Source organism: Thiothrix nivea DSM 5205 (genome assembly GCF_000260135.1).
Taxonomy (GTDB): Bacteria; Pseudomonadota; Gammaproteobacteria; order Thiotrichales; family Thiotrichaceae; genus Thiothrix; species Thiothrix nivea.
The window spans coordinates 252,922-275,264 of the sequence record NZ_JH651384.1 but is presented as its reverse complement, the minus strand read 5'-3'; the positions used below and the strand labels follow the sequence as shown (position 1 = coordinate 275,264).

23 protein-coding genes are annotated in these 22,343 nt (G+C 55.6%); 2 read left to right on the top strand and 21 right to left on the bottom strand.

Annotated elements, in window-relative coordinates; all coding sequences use genetic code 11:
- Positions 1–24: 24 nt before the first annotated feature.
- Positions 25–2,796: a pyruvate, phosphate dikinase gene (gene ppdK / locus THINI_RS01625; protein WP_002706943.1), complete on the bottom strand. Its 2,772-nt coding sequence runs from the start codon at positions 2,794–2,796 to the stop codon at positions 25–27.
- 156 nt (positions 2,797–2,952) lie between these two features.
- Complete coding sequence (locus THINI_RS01620; RefSeq protein WP_002706942.1) at positions 2,953–4,152, bottom strand: S8 family peptidase; 1,200 nt, start codon at positions 4,150–4,152, stop codon at positions 2,953–2,955.
- A gap of 154 nt (positions 4,153–4,306) precedes the next feature.
- Here THINI_RS01620 and uvrC point away from each other — a divergent pair, with 154 nt between their 5' ends.
- Both uvrC and pgsA read left to right on the top strand, forming a co-directional pair.
- Positions 4,307–6,142: an excinuclease ABC subunit UvrC gene (gene uvrC, locus THINI_RS01615; protein WP_002706941.1), complete on the top strand. Its 1,836-nt coding sequence runs from the start codon at positions 4,307–4,309 to the stop codon at positions 6,140–6,142.
- Position 6,143: 1 nt separating this feature from the next.
- Complete coding sequence (gene pgsA / locus THINI_RS01610; protein ID WP_002706940.1) at positions 6,144–6,692, top strand: CDP-diacylglycerol--glycerol-3-phosphate 3-phosphatidyltransferase; 549 nt, start codon at positions 6,144–6,146, stop codon at positions 6,690–6,692.
- Between the two features lies 1 nt (position 6,693).
- Here pgsA and THINI_RS23035 read toward each other — a convergent pair whose 3' ends face one another.
- The 19 genes from THINI_RS23035 to fabF form a co-directional block, all read right to left on the bottom strand.
- Positions 6,694–8,079, bottom strand: coding sequence for a hypothetical protein (locus THINI_RS23035; RefSeq protein WP_154724320.1), 1,386 nt, complete (start codon positions 8,077–8,079; stop codon positions 6,694–6,696).
- Positions 8,080–8,171: 92 nt separating this feature from the next.
- Positions 8,172–8,813: a hypothetical protein gene (locus THINI_RS23030; RefSeq protein ID WP_002706938.1), complete on the bottom strand. Its 642-nt coding sequence runs from the start codon at positions 8,811–8,813 to the stop codon at positions 8,172–8,174.
- A gap of 3 nt (positions 8,814–8,816) precedes the next feature.
- On the bottom strand, positions 8,817–8,948 hold the full coding sequence (locus THINI_RS26945) for a hypothetical protein (protein ID WP_002706937.1): 132 nt from the start codon (positions 8,946–8,948) through the stop codon (positions 8,817–8,819).
- A gap of 19 nt (positions 8,949–8,967) precedes the next feature.
- Positions 8,968–10,095 carry an OmpA family protein gene (locus tag THINI_RS01595; RefSeq protein WP_002706936.1) on the bottom strand — a complete coding sequence of 376 codons (1,128 nt, stop codon included), beginning with the start codon at positions 10,093–10,095 and terminating at the stop codon, positions 8,968–8,970.
- A 179-nt stretch (positions 10,096–10,274) separates the two neighbouring features.
- Complete coding sequence (locus THINI_RS01590) at positions 10,275–10,697, bottom strand: rhodanese-like domain-containing protein (protein ID WP_002706935.1); 423 nt, start codon at positions 10,695–10,697, stop codon at positions 10,275–10,277.
- A complete protein-coding gene (locus tag THINI_RS01585) occupies positions 10,690–10,974 on the bottom strand; it encodes an FAD assembly factor SdhE (RefSeq protein WP_002706934.1) in 285 nt (94 codons plus the stop codon). Before THINI_RS01585 ends, THINI_RS01590 begins: the two co-directional genes overlap by 8 nt.
- Positions 10,967–11,203 carry an FAD assembly factor SdhE gene (locus tag THINI_RS01580; protein ID WP_002706933.1) on the bottom strand — a complete coding sequence of 79 codons (237 nt, stop codon included), beginning with the start codon at positions 11,201–11,203 and terminating at the stop codon, positions 10,967–10,969. Before THINI_RS01580 ends, THINI_RS01585 begins: the two co-directional genes overlap by 8 nt.
- A gap of 79 nt (positions 11,204–11,282) precedes the next feature.
- Positions 11,283–12,062: a succinate dehydrogenase iron-sulfur subunit gene (locus THINI_RS01575; RefSeq protein ID WP_002706932.1), complete on the bottom strand. Its 780-nt coding sequence runs from the start codon at positions 12,060–12,062 to the stop codon at positions 11,283–11,285.
- Between the two features lie 24 nt (positions 12,063–12,086).
- Positions 12,087–13,874: a succinate dehydrogenase flavoprotein subunit gene (gene sdhA / locus THINI_RS01570; protein ID WP_002706931.1), complete on the bottom strand. Its 1,788-nt coding sequence runs from the start codon at positions 13,872–13,874 to the stop codon at positions 12,087–12,089.
- 18 nt (positions 13,875–13,892) lie between these two features.
- Positions 13,893–14,273 (bottom strand): succinate dehydrogenase, hydrophobic membrane anchor protein, encoded by a 381-nt coding sequence (sdhD, locus tag THINI_RS01565; RefSeq protein ID WP_002706930.1) that lies wholly within the window; start codon positions 14,271–14,273, stop codon positions 13,893–13,895.
- Between the two features lie 25 nt (positions 14,274–14,298).
- Positions 14,299–14,676 carry a succinate dehydrogenase, cytochrome b556 subunit gene (sdhC, locus tag THINI_RS01560; protein WP_002706929.1) on the bottom strand — a complete coding sequence of 126 codons (378 nt, stop codon included), beginning with the start codon at positions 14,674–14,676 and terminating at the stop codon, positions 14,299–14,301.
- Between the two features lie 39 nt (positions 14,677–14,715).
- Complete coding sequence (locus tag THINI_RS01555) at positions 14,716–15,408, bottom strand: GntR family transcriptional regulator (RefSeq protein ID WP_002706928.1); 693 nt, start codon at positions 15,406–15,408, stop codon at positions 14,716–14,718.
- A 456-nt stretch (positions 15,409–15,864) separates the two neighbouring features.
- The gene (locus tag THINI_RS01550) at positions 15,865–16,242 is read right to left on the bottom strand and encodes a PilZ domain-containing protein (protein WP_002706927.1); all 378 of its coding nucleotides are present in this window, start codon (positions 16,240–16,242) and stop codon (positions 15,865–15,867) included.
- A 33-nt stretch (positions 16,243–16,275) separates the two neighbouring features.
- A complete protein-coding gene (gene holB, locus THINI_RS01545) occupies positions 16,276–17,223 on the bottom strand; it encodes a DNA polymerase III subunit delta' (protein WP_002706926.1) in 948 nt (315 codons plus the stop codon).
- Complete coding sequence (gene tmk, locus THINI_RS01540) at positions 17,220–17,855, bottom strand: dTMP kinase (protein WP_002706925.1); 636 nt, start codon at positions 17,853–17,855, stop codon at positions 17,220–17,222. The genes holB and tmk overlap by 4 nt, the downstream gene beginning before the upstream one ends.
- A complete protein-coding gene (gene mltG, locus THINI_RS01535) occupies positions 17,852–18,883 on the bottom strand; it encodes an endolytic transglycosylase MltG (protein ID WP_002706924.1) in 1,032 nt (343 codons plus the stop codon). Before mltG ends, tmk begins: the two co-directional genes overlap by 4 nt.
- A complete protein-coding gene (pabC, locus tag THINI_RS01530) occupies positions 18,880–19,689 on the bottom strand; it encodes an aminodeoxychorismate lyase (protein WP_002706923.1) in 810 nt (269 codons plus the stop codon). The genes mltG and pabC overlap by 4 nt, the downstream gene beginning before the upstream one ends.
- Positions 19,676–21,016 (bottom strand): aminodeoxychorismate synthase component I, encoded by a 1,341-nt coding sequence (locus THINI_RS01525; RefSeq protein WP_002706922.1) that lies wholly within the window; start codon positions 21,014–21,016, stop codon positions 19,676–19,678. Before THINI_RS01525 ends, pabC begins: the two co-directional genes overlap by 14 nt.
- Before the next feature lie 6 nt (positions 21,017–21,022).
- On the bottom strand, positions 21,023–22,267 hold the full coding sequence (fabF, locus tag THINI_RS01520; protein WP_002706921.1) for a beta-ketoacyl-ACP synthase II: 1,245 nt from the start codon (positions 22,265–22,267) through the stop codon (positions 21,023–21,025).
- Positions 22,268–22,343: the final 76 nt, after the last annotated feature.

Genomic DNA, 22,343 nt, shown 5'->3' with positions numbered 1-22,343 from the left:
TTGCCCCCTACACAATCACCAGGATCAATCGGTGTTTTTCTTCCCCGCCAATATCTGCGCATGAGCCGCCGCCAGCCGCGCAATCGGCACCCGTGGCCCGGAACAGGACACGTAGTTCAAGCCGATTTCATCGCAGAAGCGGATGGAGGCCGGATGCCCGCCATGTTCCCCACAGATGCCAACCTTGAGGTTCGGATGCGCGCTGCGCCCCCATTCCACCGCCAGCCCCATCAAGCGCCCGACACCTTTCACGTCCAGCACCTCGAACGGGTTATCCTGCAAGATGCCACGATCGTTGTACATCGGCAGGAACTTGTTCTCGGCGTCTTCGCGTGAGAACGAGAAGCTGGCCTGGGTCAGGTCGTTGGTGCCGAAGGAGAAGAATTGCGCTTCTTCCGCCAGACTGTCTGCCCGCATACAGGCGCGCACCACTTCCATCATGCTGCCGAAGTGGTAGTCGACCTTGACGCCGAAAGTGGCTTCGACCTGCTGGTGAACGGCTTGCGCCAAGCGCTTGACGTACTTGAGTTCCTGCACGGTACAGACTTGCGGAACCATGATTTCCGGCGCGACCGGGATGCCTGCCTTGACACAATCGGCGGCGGCTTCCAGCACCGCGCGGATTTGCATGGTGTAGATTTCCGGGAAGGTGATGCCCAGACGCACGCCGCGATGCCCCAGCATCGGGTTGACTTCGCGCAGCGCCCGCACCTTGTTCAGGATTTGGCTCTTGCGGGTAATAATGCTGTCAACTAGCCGGGTGTCGCCCAGCTCATGCACGCTGGAAGGTAGCGCTTCACCATGACTGCTGGCCATGACCCTGGCGGTTTCCACCACCACTTCCATGCCCTGTACGGACAGGCGCAAATGATGCAGTTGTTCCAGTTCATCCACCAGTTGCTGCTCGCTGGGCAGGAATTCGTGGATTGGCGGGTCGAGCAGGCGCACGGTGACAGGGCGCGGCGACATGGTTTTGAACAGTTCCTTGAAATCGCCACGCTGGATTGGTAGCAGCAGATCAAGCGCGGCCTGACGCTGTTCGGGGGTGTCGGCCACGATCATGTCGATCACCAGCGGCAGGCGGTCAACCGCGTTGAACATGCGCTCGGTACGGCACAGGCCGATGCCCATCGCGCCGTACTTGAGGGCGCGGGCGGCGTCGACCGGGGTGTCGGCGTTGGCCATGACTTTGAGGCGCGCTACCTTGTCCGCCCAGCTCAGCAGAGTGACCAGTTCTTCGGAAAAATCCGGTTCGACCTTGGGGATTTCACCGAGGAAAATGTCGCCGCGTGTGCCATCGAGAGTAATGACATCACCTTCCTTGATGACGGTGTTGCCGACGAATGCCTTGCGTAATTGTACGTCAACGTGAATGCCTTCCGCACCTGCTACACAGGGTTTGCCCATGCCGCGTGCGACCACGGCGGCGTGCGAGGTTTTGCCGCCTCGGCTGGTGAGGATGCCACGGGCAGCGAAGAAGCCGTGGATGTCTTCCGGCTTGGTTTCTTCGCGCACCAGTATGACCTTGATGCCTTGATTGCCCAATTGCTCTGCACGGTCGGCGTCGAACACGGCCTGGCCGCTGGCGGCGCCCGGGGAGGCGGGCAGGCCGGTGGCGAGCGCTTCGCCCTTGAATGACGGGTCAAGCCGTGGATACAGCATCTGTTCCAGATGTTGCGGGTTGATGCGCAACAGAGCTTCTTCTTCGCTGATCAGGTTTTCGCGCACCATTTCGACGGACGTGCGTACCATGGCGCTGGCGTTCATCTTGCCGTTGCGGGTTTGCAGGCAGTACAGCACGCCTTTTTCGATGGTGAATTCAAAGTCCTGGATTTCGCGGTAGTGGCGCTCCAGCTTGTTGCGCAGATCCAGCAACTGGGTGTAGAGGCCGGGCATTTCACGCGCCATTTCCTGCAAGGCTTTGGGGGTACGGATGCCTGCCACCACGTCTTCACCCTGTGCATTGGTCAAGTATTCGCCGTAGAGGATGTTTTCACCGGTGCCGGGGTTACGGGTGAAGCCGACGCCGGTGGCGCAGTCATTGCCCATGTTGCCGAACACCATGGTGACGACGTTGACCGCCGTGCCGTTGGCCATTTCCCTGGTGATCTGGAATTCGCGCCGATAGTCGACCGCCCGTTTGCCCATCCAGCTGTTGAATACTGCCTTGATGGCGATTTCGAGCTGTTCGTAAGGGTCTTCGGGGAAGGGCTTGCCGGTGTGGTTACGCACCACGCTCAGGAAGCGCTGGCTGATTTCCTTGAGGTCGGCGGCTTGCAGGCCGATGTCGGCTTGTACGCCCGCGTCTTTTTTCACGGCTTCAAACTGTACGTCAAACAGCTCGTCCGGCACGCCCAGAGCGACCTTGCCGAATAGCTGGATGAAGCGGCGATAGGAGTCGTAGCCAAAGCGTTCATTATTGGTCTGTGCGATAAGCCCCTCCAGCGTCTGCGAGTTGAGACCGAGGTTGAGGATGGTGTCCATCATGCCTGGCATCGACATGGCGGAACCGGAACGCACGGAAACCAGCAGCGGGTTGCTGGCGCTGCCGAACTGTTTGCCGGTGGCTTGCTCCAGAGCGGCCATTTGTTCGCGTGTTTGCTGCATGACGCCATCCGGTAACTGATGATCCGGCTGGTCGAGGTAGTTCAGGCAGGCTTCGGTACTGATGACGAAACCAGGAGGGACATTGAGGCCGATCTGCGTGATTTCGCACAGGTTTGCGCCCTTGCCGCCCAGTAGTTGTTTGTTTTTGCCATCGCCTTCGTGGTAGGAATAAACCCATTTTTTAGTCATGTGGTGTCACCCTGTAAGAGTCGTATTGTTGGGGTTGATAAAACACATCCCCACTACCTGAGCCGGTAGTGGGGAATAAAATTGTTAATATCAGCTTACTCTAACAAGATTAACCGTGCTTTTCCTTGCTCTATGACAAGAGGAAAGCAAATGCCATCAACTCAGTGGTACTTGCACAATGCCGGTACCGACATCATCTTCCTCAACACCTTGTGCCAATGGGGCGTAGGTGCCGCTGGCAACCAGTTGTGACATCAGGCTCTGGTTTTCTACCCGCCCGGTCATTTGCAGCTGGCGTTGCGCCCACAAAGCGGCTACCCCGGCGACATGCGGGGTGGCCATGCTGGTGCCGCTCATGCTGACCAGGCCGGTGTTGTTGGCTTCGGCGGACTGGATGTCGACGCCGGGGGCAGAGACATCAGCCTGATTATTGGAGAAGTTGGCCACAATCAGCCCATTATCGGATTGCCCCAACGCACCCACGGCGATGATGCCAGTGCCAGCGGCAGGTGGTGCGACGGAGATTTCATATTGGGGGCGTTTGCTTTCATTGCCGGAAGCGGCAACGATGATGGCTCCCTGGCCGAAAGCGCCGTAAGCCTGCACGAAACGCGCCAGCTCGGTGAACAGGTTGACGTTGGCGCGGTATTCTTCCAGCGCCATCGAGGTGGCGGGGTTTACGTCCATGCCGTTTTGCTGCACCAGCCAGTCGACATAGCCGGGGAAATCAATGCCCAGTGACATGGAAATGACATGCGCGCCTTCCTGCAAGGCCCACTGGATGGCCTTCGCCAGCGTACCGGAGGTGCCGCCCCCCTCACCCAGCACCTTGCCGATCAGGGCGCGTTCGACGTTGCGGGCAATGCCGATGCGCGTGCCGTTGACATCCGCACCGAAGATGGTGCCTGCGCAGTGGGTACCGTGGCCATGCAGGTCATTGGGGTCTTCAGTGGTGAAATTTTGCTGCACCAGTTTGGCATTGGCAAAGGCGGGATGGTTGGGGTCAATGCCGGTATCCAGCACCGCGACCGTAACGCCGCTGCCGTCATAGGGCGATTCGGGTGCACGAATTGCTTTTACGCCCCAGGTTTCCGGGGCTGGTGCTGGGTCAGGTGGAACTTCGCTACTGCTGACCGGCGCAATCAGCCGCAGCGGCATCGGCATGGCAATGGCGCGGGTGCGCGGGTCGCGGCGCAAGTCATTGCGTTCGCGTTTGCTGAGGTCGGCCTCCTCCAGTTTGATTTCCGGTTTGGGTTGGCCGAAGGTCGATAAACCTGCCCCGCGCGTGCCCATATCGCCGCGGGTAGGTGCTGAGGTTTCCCTGGTACGCAAGACAATGTATTTTTCTGTGCTCATGATTGTGCTCCCCATCATTTTCCGTGTTGGTTGGAATAGACATTTTTACACTATAGGCCGGTAGGCTGGTGCTTGCATGTAAATTTTATGCAGGATTACGGTTTTTTTCCGCAGGCCGGGCAAGTTCAAATGTTGTGTGGCAAAATAGCCACCTATGCAAAATGACTTGCCCAGCTTCGACCCCAAGGATTTCCTCAAGACCGTGCCGCACAAGCCGGGCGTGTACCGTATGCTGGGCAAGGACGGCAAAATCCTTTATGTAGGCAAGGCCAAAGATCTGAAAAACCGCCTTTCCAGCTATTTCCGTGGCACGGTTGCCAACTCCCGCATCTTCGCGATGGTGAAGCAAATCTGCAATGTTGAAATCGCCATTACCAACACTGAAGCCGAAGCGTTGTTGCTGGAAAGCAACCTGATCAAGCGTCATTCCCCGCGGTATAATATCCTGCTGAAAGATGGCAAGGGTTACCCTTATATTTACATTTCCAGCGGGCAGGAATACCCGCGCATCCAGTTTTACCGGGGGTCGCGCAAGCAGCCGGGGCAGTATTTCGGGCCGTACCCCAGCGTTGGGGCGGTACGGCAAACCCTGCACCTGATGAAAAAACTGTTCAAGGCGCGTCAGTGTGAAGACAGTTATTTCGCCAACCGTTCACGCCCGTGTCTGGAATACCAGATCAAGCGTTGCAGCGGCCCCTGCGTCGGGCTGGTCAGCCAGCAGGAGTATGCGCAAAGCATCCGCCATGCTATCCAGTTTCTGCAAGGCCGCACCCAGGAGGTGATTGACGAACTGGTGCAAAAAATGGAAGCCGCTGCCCATGTGCTTAATTTCGAGAAGGCCGCCGAATACCGTGACCTGATTGAGAGCCTGCGGCAGATTTCCCAGCAGCAATATGTCAGCGGTGGTCATGGCAATGTGGATGTGGTGGCGCTGGAGGTGAAATCCGGCATTGCCAGCGTGCAAGTGTTCACCGTGCGCAACGGCAATAACCTCGGTAACCGCAATTTTTTCCCCAATCTGCCCGATGAGGAAGTGAACCCGGCAGAAATTTTGGGGTCTTTTTTAGCACAGTATTACCTTAACCATGACGTGCCGGGTGAAATCCTAGTGTCGGTCATGCCGGATGAGCCGGATGTGCTGGCCGATATGCTGACCCTCAAACAGGGACGCAAGGTGGTGATCCGCCAGCCGCAGCGCGGTGAACGTAGCAAGTGGGTAGAACTGGCGCAACGCAATGCGGAGCAGTCGTTACAGATGCAGTTGCTGTCCAAGTCCGGTATGCAGCAGCGTTTGTTTGCCTTGCAGGACGTATTGGGGCTGGCAGAATTGCCGGGGCGGATGGAATGTTTTGATATCAGCCACACCATGGGCGAGGCGACGGTCGCCTCTTGCGTCGTGTTTGACATGAATGGGCCGGTAAAATCCGAATATCGCCGCTATAATATCGACGGCATCCAGCCCGGTGATGATTACGCTGCCATGCATCAGGCACTGACCCGGCGGTTTCGTCGTGCAGTTGGGCAGGATGGTAAGCGACCTGATATTCTTTTCATCGACGGAGGCAAGGGGCAGGTGGCGCAGGCGCTGGACGTATTGCGCGAATTGCAGGTGACGGGCGTGGACGTGGTAGGCGTTGCCAAAGGCGAAGGCCGCAAGCCTGGTCTGGAAACCCTGATTATCGAGCAGGGGCGTGGGCGGCTGGCCTTGCCGGAACATTCCGCCGCCTTGCATCTGATCCAGCAAATCCGCGACGAAGCGCACCGTTTTGCCATCACCGGCCATCGCGCCCGGCGACAGAAGGCGCGCACCCAGTCACCACTGGAACAGATCGAAGGTCTGGGTGCAAAACGGCGGCAGGTATTGCTGAAACAGTTTGGGGGCCTGAAGGCCATTGAGCGCGCCAGTGCCGAAGAGCTGGCCAAAGTGTCCGGTATTAGCTCGGCATTGGCGCACAGGATTTATGAGTTTTTTAACGGGGAAGAGAGTTGATATGGTGTTCAACCTGCCGGTATTGCTGACATGGCTGCGGATTGCCTTGATTCCGCTGCTGGTGTTCCTGTTCTATCTGGATAGGGACTGGGCACCGTTGGCGGCGGCCACCGTATTCGGCATTGCCGGGCTGACCGACTGGGCGGATGGCTATCTGGCGCGCTTGTGGCAGCAGGAATCCCGTTTCGGCGCATTCCTCGACCCGGTGGCCGATAAGTTGATCGTGGCAGTTGCCCTGATCCTATTGGTGGAGCGGGAAGCCAATGCATGGATGACACTGGCGGCGGCTATCATTATTGGCCGGGAAATTGTGATTTCAGCGCTGCGTGAATGGATGGCGGAATCCGGCGCACGTTCCAAGGTGGCGGTGGCTTATATCGGCAAGCTGAAAACGACCGCGCAGATTATTGCCTTGATTTTCCTGCTCTATAACCAGGATTTGTTCGGGATGCTGCCGCTGCGGGAGTGTGGCTTGGCTGCACTGGTAGTTGCGACAGTGCTGACGGTTGTTTCCATGATTCAGTATTTGCGCAGCGCCTTTACCACCTGAATCAGGCGGTTGGTAGGGTATCCTGATACTCCTTGAGTTTGTCCCATTCTTCCTGTGCCGCCAGCGCCGCCTGCTGCGGCCAGCTTGAGGTATCGTGCTGGCTGAACTGCTCGTCTTCCACAATCAGCAGTGCCTGCAGTTTCTGCGGGGAGGTTTCCGCCACTTGCTGGTAGGTGTGGATGCCGGCACGGTGCAGGATGGAGGCAAAGGTGGGGCCGATGCCTTTCAGCTTTTGCAGGTCATCGTGATGGATATTCAGGTTATGGGCAAGCTTGTCGCTCAACTCCTTGGCGCTGGTGGCCAAGGCTGCAAGGGTTGAGCTGCCTTTCATCAGGGTTTCGGAACCGAGGGAGCCACCCTTTTCCTTGGCTTTGTGCAACCAGTCATGGGTCATCGGGGTGGTTTTTTCGCTTAAATGATCAACTTTTTCCTTGGCTTTGTTGAGCCACTCGCTGGTAGCAGGCGCAGCTTTGTCGGTCAGGTGTTCAACCCGTTCCTTGGCCTTGTGTAGCCAGTCATGGGCTGCCGGGGTGGCTTTGTCACTCAGGCTGCTGACTTTTTCTTTTGCTTTGTGCAGCCAGTCGTCGACACTGTGGCCGATGGTGGTGGGGTTAGTCCCTGCTGATGAACCTTCGGGCATGTCAGGCGGGTCAATGATGGGTTTGTGCGGGTCAATATTGTCTGGTAATACATCAGCTTGCAGGGTGTTGGCGTCATGTGCCATTTCGATGGCCATATCACTTTCCGGTGAATCAACGATAGGTTTATGAGGGTCAATGCCGTCGAGTTCAGGTAATTCGGGTTCCGTGGCAGTTGCATGCACACCCATGTCAATATTGGTGTCAGGCAGGTCGACAATCGGTTTGTGAGGGTCAATGCCGTCCAGCAGTGGATCAAATGCCGGGATGTCGGCTTCGATGTCGGGTATTTTCAAATCCATGTCCATGTTGAGGTCAGGTATATCGGTATGCAGGTCGGACATTTCCAGTTCTGCCCCCATATCTATATCCATTTCCATATCAGGCGGGTCAATGATAGGTTTGTGTGGGTCGATACTGTCTGGCAAACTGATGGCCAACGCTGTTGGCCCTATATCAACCACGTCATCGGGAGGCAGGTGCAAACGCGCGCCCGTTTCGGCACTGATAGGACGGAGGTTCAAATTGTTACCTGATACCGGGAAATCAATGGATTTGGCACGGGGTACATCTTCCAAAACAGGTGGAATATGCGTCGGGGCAGGTTTGGGTATGCGTTGTCGGCAACAAAGCCCAAGGCCACGCAGAATCCAGCACAGCAATGCACCGACGAGGAAAGAGAACAACAACAGGGTAATAATTTCCCCTGTGGCCATGCCAAATGTATAGGAAGAATTGGCGGTATTCACAATAATCAATTCCTTGTTTGTGAAAATAACAGCATCCTGCTGCTGAAAAACCGGCATAGAGGAGCCGGTTTTTCAGGTTGACCCAGAGCGCCTTAATGACCGCTTATCAACAGGTTTTGGTACTCCTTAAGGCGCTCCCACTCACCTTTGGCGGCCAGCTCAGCCTGATACGGCCAGCTTTTCGGGTCGTGCATTTTGAATTGTCCGCCCGCAGCATCCAGAATCGACTTGATGCTGTCAGGCGTCATGGCGGCCAGTTGCTCAAAATTCTGGATGCCCGCAAGGTTGAGAACTTGCTCTATTTTAGGCCCAACGCCTTCCAGTTTTTTGAGGTCATCCTTATGGCCCCCACCGATGCTGGCAACAGAGGCCACGGAAACAGTTGCAGCCGCCGCAACATCAACCGGGGTGTCTTCCCCTTGCAGGGGCTGGGTGGAAGCCCCCGCAGTTGATGTTGGGGCAGCTTCCCGGTTACGCAACAGGCTATTGATATCGGCGGTGTAACCACCGCTGGTTGTGCCCCCCGGAAATTCACGATGCCTGCGCCCGCCTTGCAGCATCGTGTTGTCGGGGTATTCCTCCTCTTCGTAGGCTTCCCGTGACCCAGCACAGCACAGCCCCAGTTTGTGTAACAGCCAGCACAACAACATGCCAAGCAGGAATGAACCCAGCAGCAGAAGGATAATTTCGATGCTGGCAGTCCCAAAGGTGTAGTCAGGATTTGTCTGGTTCATCGCTTACTCCCCATGCCCTGGACGATTACGGAAGTAACAGAACAGGAAACCTAGCAGGAAGGCAATTCCCAGCATGATGATGACATCCAGACTGGCGCTGGTCATGTCGAAACGGCTTGTAATGTCTTTGAACATGCTTGCAACTCCAAATCTTTTACTTAACAGGGGTGATTTCAACGCGGCGATTTTTCTTGCGGCCTTCTTCGGTCTTGTTGTCCGCAACCGGCTTGTCGGGGCCTTCGGAAGACGCGCTGATACGGTCTTTGGGAGCACCGAGGTCAATCAGCATTTGCTGCATCATCTCTGCACGCTTCAAACCCAGCGCCTTGTTTTTGGCGGGGTTACCCACGTTGTCGGTATGACCGACGATCGTGACCTTGGCGCTGGTGTTATCCTTGAGGAATTTTGCGACTTGCTCAAAATAGGCTTTGGTAGCAGCCGCCAGTTGCGGGTTAGCCGAACCCGTGGGGAAGTGCAGGGTCGCAGGGCCAATGTCCCCAGCCTTGGTATCGCTGCTGGTTTCCATGGTTACCTTGTCTTCGTCAGCCTTGGCTTGGTCTGCATCAGCTTTAGCCTGGTCGGTAACAGCTTTGTCTGCGTCAGCTTTAGCCTGGTCGGCAGCGGCTTGGTCTGCATCAGCTTTAGCCTGGTCGGCAACAGCTTTGTCTGCATCAGCTTTAGCCTGGTCGGCAGCGGCTTTGCCTGCGTCAGCTTTAGCCTGGTCGGCAGCGGCTTTGTCTGTGCCAGCCGCCTGTTGCGTTGCGCTGCTGCCATCCGCACCAGCATCCAGGTAATCGGCGATCTGGTTACCATTGCTGTCCACGGCGTCATCAACATTGCCATCGCCGTTTGGATCCGCGTTTTCGTTGACAGTCAGCACCCCATCATTGTCATCATCGTCATCAATGGCGTCGATCTTGCCATCACTGTCAGTATCCTGCGGGTCGCGAGCCAGTTCGATGAAATCGGAAATGCCATCACTATCGCTGTCTTCCTTGGCGGGGTCTGTACCCAGCATTTCTTCCTTGGCATCGGGTACGCCATCACCATCAGAATCTATATCGCCTTCCGCAGTTTCCCCGGCCTTGCTGTTTTCAGTGCCCTGGCCAGTGTCTTTACCGGCACCGGAAAGGGCAGCTGCGCCAGCAGCAGCGCCGGTTGCAACCTGTGCAGCGGTGGTGTCAGCACCACAAAAACCTTTGACCTTGCAGGTGTACCACCACCAGCTACCGACACCCCAGATGCCCGCCAGCAGCAGCACCAGTAATGATTTTGTTTTCATGCAGGGACAACTCCTTTTCTTGAGTCAGCGTGAATAATTCATGGAACATACTGTTTATAGTATGCGGTACCATGAATTACAACCCGATCATGAAAAGCCAAAAACAGCACGGATGGTATGGACGTTCCGACAATTGAACTGATAAATCAGGGTGATAGGTAGGTTTAGTAGCGGCGGAATCAGCATTGTTCCCAAGGCAAACCGTGGAAGCGCCAGCCGCCCACCGTGCCTCGGTGATGGTTCTCGTCGCGTTCACCTTCAAAGCCTTCGTCCACGTGCATGACTTGCTGGAAGCCAGCTTCCAGCAAGGCAGCAGCAGCCTCGCGTGAACGCTTGCCGCTGCGGCAAATCAACACCACGCTGGCATCCTGTTTCGGGTTGCAACCCTTAAAACGGTTTTCCAGCAGGCGCTGGATTTCGGCAACAAAATCAGGATTTTCCACCCAATCCGGCTCATCAATCCAGGCTATATGCACAGAACCGACCGGATGGCCAACAAACAGGTATTCCATCGAAGAACGGATGTCGATCAGGACACTGTGTGGTGTTTCTTGCAGCAGGGCATAAGCCTGTTTGGGGGAGAGGTCATGTAAATCAGGCATTGGTAACTCCTCCGTCGATATTGTCATTGTGTTCGCGTATTTTGACAATGATACTGCAAATCCCGGCGTCGCGTGGTTCCCGGTTACCGATCAGCCAGTCGAGAATTTCCTGATCCCCTGATTTCAGCAGGCGCTCAAACGCAAACTGTTCCCCCATGTCGAGCGCGTGGAAACAGTCGCGCAGGAAATTGCCCAACGGGCGATCCAGCACTTGCAGGGTGCGGCGGCAGGCCCAGCGCAGGCGCACCATGCGTTCCTGCTGCATCGGGTCAGTCATGCGCCTTCCTTAGCTGTTCGATCAGGGACGCATAAGCATTGGGGACGGGATCCAGCCCCAGCACCATACCGAATAGCAGGGGATCCTGCATGTCCAGCAGTTCATCCAGGTGCTGGATGTCTTCCGGACTGGCACTGGGGTAGTAGGTTTCCAGATAGTGCTGGAATACCACATCCAGTTCCTTCATGCCGCGTCGGCAACGCATTTTCAAACGGGAAAGTTCGCTCATGGTGCTGTATATCCGGTTATTCTTTTCCTCTTGCTCCCTTCCCCCTTGCGGAGGAAGGGCTGGGGGTGGGGAGTAAAACTTACCGCCGCTCAATCATCTTCTTTTTCAGTTCCGCTATCGCCTTGGCCGGGTTCAGACCTTTCGGGCAGGTGTTGGTGCAGTTCATGATGGTATGGCAGCGGTACAGGCGGAACGGGTCTTCAAGGTTGTCGAGGCGTTCGCCGGTGGCTTCATCACGGCTGTCCACCACCCAGCGGTAGGCTTGCAGCAGCACCGCCGGGCCAAGGTAGCGGTCGCTGTTCCACCAGTAGCTGGGGCAGGAGGTCGAGCAGCTTGCGCACAGGATGCATTCGTACAGGCCATCCAGTTTCTTGCGGTCTTCCGGCGATTGCAGGTGTTCTCGGTCAGGCGGGGCGGGGGTCTTGGTCTGCATCCACGGCTTGATGGAGGCGTATTGCGCGTAGAAGTGCGTCAGATCGGGCACCAGGTCTTTCACCACTGCCATGTGCGGCAGCGGGCTGATCTGGATGTCGCCATCAAAAGCGTCGATTGCCTTGATGCAGGCCAGGGTGTTGGTTCCGCCAATGTTCATTGAGCAGGAACCGCAAATCCCTTCGCGGCAGGAACGGCGGAAGGTCAGCGAGGGGTCGATCTCATTTTTGATCTTCAGCAATGCGTCCAGCACCATTGGCCCGCATTGGTCGAGGTCGATCTGGTAAGTGTCCCAGCGCGGGTTTTCACCGCTTTCCGGTTCGTAACGGTAGATGCGGAAGTTTTTCACACGGGTCGCACCGGCAGGCGCAGGCCAGGTTTTGCCTTCCTTGATCACAGAGTTGGCAGGTAATTTGAATTCAGCCATGACAGTTCCCCTTAGTGGCACGTCTTAGTAAACACGTTTCTTCGGTGCGATGTATTCAACTTCATCCGTCAGCGTGTAGGTGTGGACGGGGCGGTAGTCGATGGCAACCTTGCCGCTGTCATCCACCCAGGCGATGGAGTGCTTCATCCAAGTGTCGTCGTTACGGTCAGGGAAGTCTTCGCGGGCATGCGCGCCACGGCTTTCTTCGCGGTTGAGGGCGCAGTTGATGGAGGTTTGCGCGCAATCCAGCAGGTTGGCCAGCTCAAACGTTTCCATCAGGTCAGAGTTCCACACCAAGCTGCGGTCTTTCACGGCCACGTCGTTGAAGCTGGCGTAAATGTCGTTCATCTTCGTCACGCCTTCCTGCATGGATTCACCGGTACGGAACACTGCGGCGTGCTTCTGCATGGTGCGTTGCATATTGTCGCGAATTTGCGCGGTGGTTTGGCTGCCATTGGCGTTGTGGATGCGCTTGAAACGATCCATGGCTTTCTGTACACCGGATTCCGGCAGGTTATGCTGTACTGCGCCCGGCGTCAGGGTTTCGGCGCAACGGTTGGCGGCGGCGCGGCCAAACACCACGATGTCGAGCAGCGAGTTGGAGCCGAGGCGGTTCGCGCCGTGGACGGATACACAGGCGCATTCGCCGATCGCCATCAGGCCTGGAACCACGCTGTCCGGGTTGCCGTCTTTCAGGGTAACGACTTCGCCGTGGTAGTTGGTGGGGATGCCGCCCATGTTGTAGTGGACGGTTGGCAGCACTGGAATCGGTTCCTTGGTCACATCCACGCCAGCGAAGATTTTCGCGCTTTCAGCGATACCCGGCAGGCGTTCATGGATTACATCCGCACCCAAGTGTTCGAGATGGATGTGGATATGGTCTTTCTGCGGGCCAACCCCGCGGCCTTCATTGATTTCCACCGTCATGGCACGGCTTACCACGTCACGCGAAGCCAAGTCTTTGGCATTCGGTGCGTAACGTTCCATAAAACGTTCGCCTTGTGAGTTGGTCAGGTAGCCGCCTTCGCCGCGTACCCCTTCGGTGATCAGGCAGCCGGAGCCGTAGATGCCGGTGGGGTGGAACTGGGTAAATTCCATGTCCTGCAACGGCAGACCAGCGCGTGCCACCATGCCGTTGCCGTCGCCGGTACAGGTATGGGCAGAGGTGGCTGAGAAGTAGGCGCGGCCATAACCACCTGTTGCCAGTACCACCTGTTGGGCGCGGAACAGGCGCAGGATGCCGTTGGCCAGATCCCATGCCATTACGCCACGGCATACGCCATCTTCGTCCATGATCAGGTCGGTGGCGAAATGCTCAATGAAGAAAACTGCATTGTGGCGCAGCGATTGCTGGTACAAGGTATGCAGGATGGCGTGGCCGGTACGGTCAGCCGCCGCGCAGGTACGTTGCGCGATGCCTTTGCCGAATTCGGTGGTCATACCGCCGAACGGGCGCTGGTAAATGCGGCCATCATCCGTGCGGGAAAACGGCACGCCCTGGTGTTCCAGTTCAATCACTGCCGGAATTGCTTCGCGGCACATGTATTCAATCGCATCCTGATCGCCCAGCCAGTCGGAACCTTTTACAGTGTCGTACATGTGCCACTGCCATTTATCCGGCCCCATGTTGCCGAGGGCTGCGGACATGCCGCCCTGTGCCGCCACGGTATGGCTGCGGGTAGGGAAAACCTTGGTAATACAGGCTGTGGACAGGCCCTTGACGGCCATGCCGAAAGTAGCGCGCAAACCCGCGCCGCCCGCACCTACGACCACAACGTCATAGGTGTGCTGTTCAATCTTGTATTCGGACATTGGTTACTTGCTCCCTTCTCAGCCTGAAAATGCGGTACGCAAAATACTTAAGACGCTACTGGTCCCCAACAGTACCAGCATCAATTTGATGCAGACCAAAGCTGTTACCTTGACCCCATCATGGTGGACATAATCTTCAATCACCACGGTCAGCCCCTGGCTGGCGTGCAGGAAAGCAGTAAACACAAACAGTGTCAGCATGGTGGTGGTGAACGGCTGCGCAAACCAAGCAGCCACGCTGGCGTAATCAGCACCGGCGTGGGCGGCAACTGCAAACGCAACCCACAAGGTTAGCGGAACCAGCGCCACCGCAGTCATGCGCTGCATCCACCAGTGTTTTACACCATCGCTGGTGCTGCCAAGGCCGCTGGCCTGTTTGAAAGGCGTCAATAAACTCATCAGTAATACTTCCTCAACAGGGGTTTCAGGCAACGATCCACAGCAGGATAGTCAGGACAAATGACGCGGCGATAACCACCTTGCCACCCAGGTACACGGTTGGCAGGTCAAGGCCAAAGCCGGTATCCCATACCAGATGGCGGATGCCGTTGCATAAATGGTAGAACAGCGTCCATGACCAGCCGAACAACACCAGCTTGCCAAACCAAGAGCCGAGAATAGCGTTGGCGGTATTGAATGATTCTTCCCCGCCCGCAATCGCGGCTAGCCACCAAGCGACCAGAATGGTGCCGATAGCCAGGACGATACCTGTGCCTCGATGCAGCACCGACAAAATGGCAGGCAGTGGCATTTTGTACACCTGCAAGTGCGGTGAAAGTGGTCGGTTGCTCGTATTCTTCATGGATGCTCCCCGTTAATGGACAATATCTTGGTTACTGGTTCAGCTTTCATCCTGCGCCACGGTGTCTTCCAGCGCTTGGCGGGCATAATCCCGCGAAGCACGGATGTGGTGGCGCATCAAGGTTTCCGCCATTTCCCCGTCGCGCCGCTCAATGGCTGATACGATCAGGTTGTGTTCCTGGAATGCCTGTTCGCTGCGGTAAAAGCCGGACTTGAGCCGGAAACGGTAAAACCGCACCAGATCATACAAATCCTGACACAGCATGCGGATCAGGCGCATGTTCTTGCTGCCCTGGATAATGCAAAAGTGGAAATCGAGATCAACATCTTGTTGGGAATAGCCCTGATGCTGGTCGATTTCCGCTTTGTGGCGCTCCAGGATGCTGCGCAGGCGGCCAATTTCTTCTTCTGTCATGTTTTCGGCGGCCAAACGCGCGGCCATGCCTTCCATCGCCTCGCGTATCTGGTAAATCTCCATCATCTGCAAGGTGGAAAAACCGATGATACGCGCGCCAATATTGGGCTTGCGCGTCACCAGATTGCAGTTTTCCAGCTTGCCTATAGCCTCCCGCAGGGAACCCCGGCTTACACCGTAGGAGGTGGCTAGCTCAGGCTCACTGATTTTCTTTCCGGCGGGAATTTCACCCACCAGGATGGCGCGGCGCAGGTCAAGAAATAGCTTGTCTGCAATCGTTACCGGATCCTGTAGTTTACATGCAGTTGAAAATGCCATGGTGCTCCTCATTTTGTCGACATCTTGTCTGTTATGTTGACAATAATACCGCGAAAGAGGGTTTTTTCAAGTAAAACATCCTGACATTGTTGACACTTTTGAAGCAGAATGTCGACAATATAACTCAAAAGTGACGAGGCATGACCCGGATGATAGGATTGTAGTGTACTGTCTGACACCAAAGTGTCGACAATGCACTATTTTGCTGCACTGCGTCAAGCCTGCAATGATAGATATTTGCCGTGCTGAATAAGGGGTGTAGGATGAAACTGTTAATGCTTTTATAGCTGTCAAGATCAAGCTGTTCAAACCGCTTTTTTTTACAGCAAGTCAGTCTGTTGTAGGCTCCAGCTATAAAAATCAGTCTCATAGGCTACTCTGCTCATGTGCTTACTTCGGTGAGTTATGTTTGCATACTAACGCAGAGGGTGTTTCAAGCAGTATTTTGCTTGTATTTCAGTAGGAAGGATTGAGGACTACCTGCCTGACCAAATCGCCAAGGACGTCTTCGATGAACTGCTTGACGCGGAGGCGCTGTTCACCCGTGAATTGCAGGCCGACCCCTGGGCTGGCTCCACGATGACCAACACCCGGCGAAATCCATACAACCCGGCCAGGGATCAGCAGTTTCTTGCCCTCTTCAACCAGGCGCAAATGCAGGACGACATTATCATGCAGGGTGAACTTGTCGGTGGTAGGCACGAAAATGCCGCCATCTTTGATGAATGGCATATAGCAGGCGTGTAGGGCGGATTTTTCAGCAATAGCCATAGAAAGGCTGGCTGGCCTACCATCCTCCTTTCCGCTGTGTTGTACCCCGCTGTTATTGTTCATTCACGTTCCTGACCACTTGACCAGCCTGTAAAGCTACAGGCTCCATAATACTAGCATGGATTCAATGTATGAGCGGGCGTTGAGGGGATGAGTGGAAAATTTTTTAAGCTCAATCAAACGCTCATGAATTTTGAAGGCCTTTTTTTGGGTAATAAGCCTGCGCAGGCTTTCCACTTCAGCTGGCAGTGACGCCGGAGCTTGCGTGATATTGCCTTTCACAATGGAGATAATCCAGCTAAGCTGCCAATTGAGCAAACGTACCCGGTCATGCTTTTCCCAATGCGAGGAAATCTCGGCAATGTTGCCTTGGCCTTGAGCCAGCTGTAGCAGGTGTTTCAGCCATTGCTGGCGCTCTGCAAGGGTTTCTGTCGCATCCAGTTCCAAGGCTGTCAGTGGCCTGCCTCCAGACGCTTCCAGCAGGTTCTCGGGGGAATGCCGGAGTTCCTGCCCCCGCAGCCATTCGGCGGCAGCATTATGGCTGGGAACAGGCAAGCGGATTTCTTGGCAGCGGCTACGGATGGTGGGCAGCAAAGCCGCCGGGTGGCCGGTGAGCAGCAGAATATGGGTGTCAGGGGCCGGCTCTTCCAACGACTTCAGCAAACTGTTGGCGGCATTGACATTCATGCGTTCGGCGGGCGCGATAACGGCAACACGCCGTGGGCTATAACTGCGGCTTAGCCCCAGAAAATAATTGAGTTCACGGATTTGCTCAATCAGGATGCTCTGCTTGTCTTCCTGCAACGCCACAGGCATGAAATCCGGATGCGCCCGCGCGGCAAAGACCTGGCAACTGCGGCATTGCCCACAAGCACTGCCATCATCGGCGGGACTTAGGCATAGCAGGCTCTGTGCTAGCGAGTGGGCAAATGCGCTGTTACCACAGCCCTCCTCCCCGCTTAGCAGCAGTGCATGGTGCAAGTGATTGGCATTGATTGCCCGTTGTACCGTTTCCCATGCACAGGTTTGCCACGGGTAAATCATGCTGCCTCTCCGGCCAGAATGCGTTCCAGAACCTGTTGCAGCTGTTCCCTGACCTGTCCAAGGGGTTTGGCGGCATCAATGACGGGGTAACGTTCCGGTATCTGCCCTGCCCTTTGCTGGTAACCTGTGCGGATGCGCTCGAAAAATGCCGCCTGCTCCTGTTCAAAACGGTCAGCACGGCCACGCGCCCGCGCACGGGACATGCCGGTATCAATATCCAGGTCAAACAGGAGTACGTAATCAGGCCGTACCCCCCCCTGCACCCAGGTTTCCAGCTCACCAATGCGCGCCAGTGGAATATTGCGCCCATAGCCTTGGTAGGCATAGGTCGCGTCGGTGAAACGGTCACAGATGACCCATGTCCCCTGCTCCAGCGCTGGCAGAATTTTCTGGCGCAGATGTTCATTGCGGGCGGCAAACATCAGCAGCAATTCAGTGTCGGGATGCATCGCAGGCAATTTCGGCGACAACAGCACAGTACGGATGGCCTCCGCCACTTCAGTGCCGCCCGGTTCGCGTGTCACCAGGACTGATTTGCCCCTTTCCTGCAAATAATCGGCAATCCAGGTGGCATTGGTACTTTTGCCCGCCCCTTCCCCGCCTTCCAGGGTGATGAAAAGGCCACGGTTCATGGTTTCTCCGCTTTGTTTCGGTTAAGGATGTATTGCTGCACTGCACGATTGTGTTCATCCAGCGTTACCGAGAAATGGGAGGCTGCCCCCGGTGCTGTCGCTACAAAGTACAAGACATTACCGCTGGCCGGGTGCATAACGGCATCAATGGCCGCCTTGCTAGGGGTGGCTATTGGCGTTGGTGGCAAACCACTGCGGGTATAAGTGTTGTAAGGTGTGTCAGTCCGCAGGTCTGCCTTGCGGATATTGCCGTCGTAACTCTCGCCCATGCCGTAAATGACGGTGGGGTCGGTTTGCAGTAGCATCCCCTTTTCCAGACGGTTCAGGAACACGCGGGCAATCAGCGGGCGCTCTTCCGGAAGGCCGGTTTCTTTTTCAATGATGGAAGCAAGAATCAGGGCTTCATAGGGTGTCTTGATATGGGGATTCTGTTCCCGCCCTTGCCAGGCTTTGTCCAGATAAGTTTGCATAGCCTGATAGCTGCGTTGCAGAAATTGTAGGTCGGTCGTTTTACGCGGGAAATGGTAGGTCTCTGGAAGGAACCATCCCTCTGGCTGCATACCCTCCGGTGCATCCAGTTTTTGCATGATGGACTTGTAGTCCTCATCCGTCAGGGTTTGCTCGATCTGCGGATGCTGGCGGATGTCAGCGACAATATCCTTGAATGTCTTGCCTTCGATGATACCAAGCTGATATTGCAGCACTTGGCCGGAAACAAATTTTTTCAACAAGTCATCCGGTTTCATACCCGACGTGAGCTGGTATTCGCCAGCCTTAAGCTTGTGGGCTGAACCGGTCAGGCGGGCATGGGCAAAAAAGAGTATCCCGTGAGCTATGATGCCTCTCTCTTCCAGTTGATTGGCAACAGTCCTGATACTGCTGCCAGGCTTGATTTCGAAGATAGTAGGGTCTTCTGTGGACGTTACTGGCGTTTCCAGAAAATTGTCATATTGATACCACAGCAGGAACCCGACCGTGACGAATGTAGTGATAAGTAGCAAGCCTAATAATTTGAATATTAGTTTCATGGTAATGCTTTTATGGTTACCTGCAATTCCCTGATTAATGGCACTATTTTGTAATGTTTGCCGAAAAACTCATACACAGGCCACACACCAATCAGGGAGTTGGTCATGAATAACGCCCGCGCCTCGTTAATCTCCCGCAAACTCAAGCTGCGAATGTCGCACTGAATGCCGAGATTCTCAAGACTTTGGATAATAAATCGGCGCATAATTCCGGCAATGCCGCACTGGCTCAAGTCGGGCGTGCACACATCCCCTTGCGTACTGAGAACAAACAGGTTGCTCATGGTGCCCTCCACCACATTTCCCACATAATCGCGTACCAAACCCTCTTGGAAGTCACTACCAAATTCAGCGCGCGCCAACACCTGCTCCAGCCGGTTCAGGTGCTTGAAACCAGCCAAGCGCGGCTGCTGTGCCAGACGGGTTTCGCATAGCGCCAGCCTTATGCCCTGCCCTGTGTAGCTTGAGGGGTATTCCGGCCAGGGGGAGATTTGCAGGATACGGGTGGGTGCTGAGGTAGTGGCCGGGTTGTAACCACGCTGCCCCGCGCCACGGGTAATGATCAGTTTGAGAACCGCCCGCTCCTGGTTTGCGCAGGCAGCATGGATTTCCTGCCGGAAACTGCCCCAATCTGGCTCTGTGATACCTAATGCCTGCAAGCCACCCTGCATACGCTCCAGATGCCAGTCAAGCAGTTGCGCCCTGCCCTGCTGCACGCCAATCGTTTCCCAAACTCCGTCACCGTACAACAAGCCACGGTCAGTAACTGGCAAACAGTCAGCTTCAACACCGTTAACCCGTATCATGCCCGATTGCCCTGAGTAGCCCTCGTGCCTTATGACGGGTTTCTTTCAATTCATTGGTGGGAACGGAATCCATGACGATGCCTGCGCCGGTACGGAAAGTCAGGTGCTTGCCTTGCAACGTCATGGTGCGGATGAGGATGTTCAGATCCATGTCCCCGTTGTGGTTGAGGTAGCCAACAGAACCGGTATAGACACCTCTGCCCGTTTGTTCCAGTTCCGCGATGATTTCCATGCAGCGCACTTTGGGGCAGCCGGTGATGGTGCCGCCGGGGAAAACGGCATGGATCACCTGCCCCGGCGTCGTTCCAGCCTTCAGTTTGCCACGGATGTTGGAAACGATGTGGTGTACGTGTTGGTAACTTTCTACCACCATCAGTTCATCCACTTCCACCGTTCCATATTCACAGATGCGGCCAAGGTCATTGCGCTCCAGGTCAATCAACATGATGTGTTCGGCGCGTTCCTTGGGGTGTGCAACCAGTTCGTTCAGCAGCGCCTGGTCACGTTCAGGGTCGTCGTCACGCGGGCGGGTTCCGGCAATTGGGCGTGTATCGACGATCCCTTCTTTCACCCTTACCAGACGCTCTGGCGATGAGCTGACGATGGCAAAATCACCGAAATCCGCGAAGCAGGCAAACGGTGCCGGATTTGCTTTACGCAGTAGGCGATAAAGGTCGGCGGGGGAGTATTCTACCGGTAGTTCCATCTGCCATGCGCGTGACAGGTTGACCTGGAACACGTCACCAGCAGCGATGTAGTCGCGGATACGCTCTACTCCAGCAGTGAATTGTTCGGGGGGATCTTCGGTTAAAGAAACCCCTCCTAACCTCCCCTTATCAGGGGAGGGACAAGAGGGCAAACCCTGAATATCTGCTAAAATACTTGAAAATTCATTTCTAACACTTTCCTCTGAAACAATTATTGTTTTATCAGTGTGATGATCAATAATGATGGCTGCGGGAATCCTGACAGCCAGCGCAATCGGCAAACCACCCTGCTCTGCCGGTAAATTCAGGGTTGGCTCCAACTGTCCGGCAAGCTCATACCCCAAATAGAGGAACCATCCACCCCGAAACGGGATCTCTTGCCCCTCCCCTGACAAGGGTAGGCTGGGAGGGGTTTCTTCCCAAACCTTATCCAACCGCGCACAAAAGCTTTCCTCCCCCAAATCATCCAGACGCAAAGTCTCCTGCGGAAACGCAAACAGCAGGCTGTAACGGGCGTGAGGGGAGATAGAAACGCTTTCCAGCAGAAACGGGTAGCGAGAGGGGTTTTGCTCATGAAGGGCGAGCAGATCAAACTCGCCCTTAAGGATTTTCGTATGCAATCAGCTTCAGATTTTCTTGAAAATCAGGGTTCCGTTGGTACCACCAAAGCCGAAGGAGTTGCTCATGGCAATATTGACCGTGGTTTCACGCGCGACATTGGGAACGTAGTCCAGATCGCATTCGGGATCCTGATTTTCCATGTTGATCGTTGGTGGCAGCACCTGGTCACGAATTGCCAGCACGCTGAACACCGCTTCGATACCACCGGCGGCGCCCAACAAGTGACCGGTCATGGACTTGGTGGAACTGACCGCGACCTTGTAGGCATGATCACCCAGCGCACGTTTGGCCGCCATGGTTTCTGCCTTGTCACCCGCAGGCGTGGAAGTGCCGTGCGCGTTGATATAGTCAATGTCGGTTGCATTCAGGCCTGCATCGCGCATGGCATTGACCATGCAACGGGCAGCGCCTTCACCACCTTCGGATGGGGAAGTCATATGGTAAGCATCGCTACTCATGCCATAGCCGACCAATTCGCAGTAGATACGTGCACCGCGCTTTTTGGCAAATTCGTATTCTTCCAGCACCAGCACGCCAGCACCGTCACCAAGGACGAAACCGTCGCGGTCAACATCCCACGGGCGGCTGGCGCGTTCCGGGTCATCATTGCGGGTAGACAGTGCGCGGGCGGCGGCAAAACCACCAATACCCAGTGGGGTGGAACCCATTTCAGCACCACCAGCGACCATTACGTCTGCGTCGCCATAAACGATCATGCGTGCCGCATCACCAATGCTGTGGGTAGCAGTCGCGCAGGCAGACACGATGGACATATTGGGGCCTTTCAGGCCAAACATGATAGAAAGGTTGCCCGCCACCATGTTGATAATGCTTGCAGGCACAAAGAACGGGGAAATCTTGCGCGGCCCACCATTCAGGAAGGCATTGTAGTTGCGTTCAATTGTTTCCAGGCCACCGATACCGGAACCCATCAGCACGCCGATACGCTCGGCATTTTCTTCGGTCACTTCCAAGCCAGCGTCACGGATGGCCTCAACCCCAGCGCCGATACCATAGTGGATAAAGGTATCCATCTTCTTCTGGTCTTTCGGTTTGATGTAGTCATCGGCGTTGAAACCCTTGACGTTGCCCGCAATCTGCACACTGAAGGCGCTGGCGTCAAACAGGTCAGGACTGATGCGGTTGATGCCGCTATGGCCAGCCTTGATGTTACCCCAGGCTATTTCCAGCTGGGAACCTACCGGAGAAACGATACCAAGTCCTGTTACTACTACACGTCGCTTAGACAAACTTGTGCCCCTATCTTTGCGTAAAAAATGAGAAAACCGCAATCCGTCATCAGTAACGGACTGCGGTTTGCGCGCA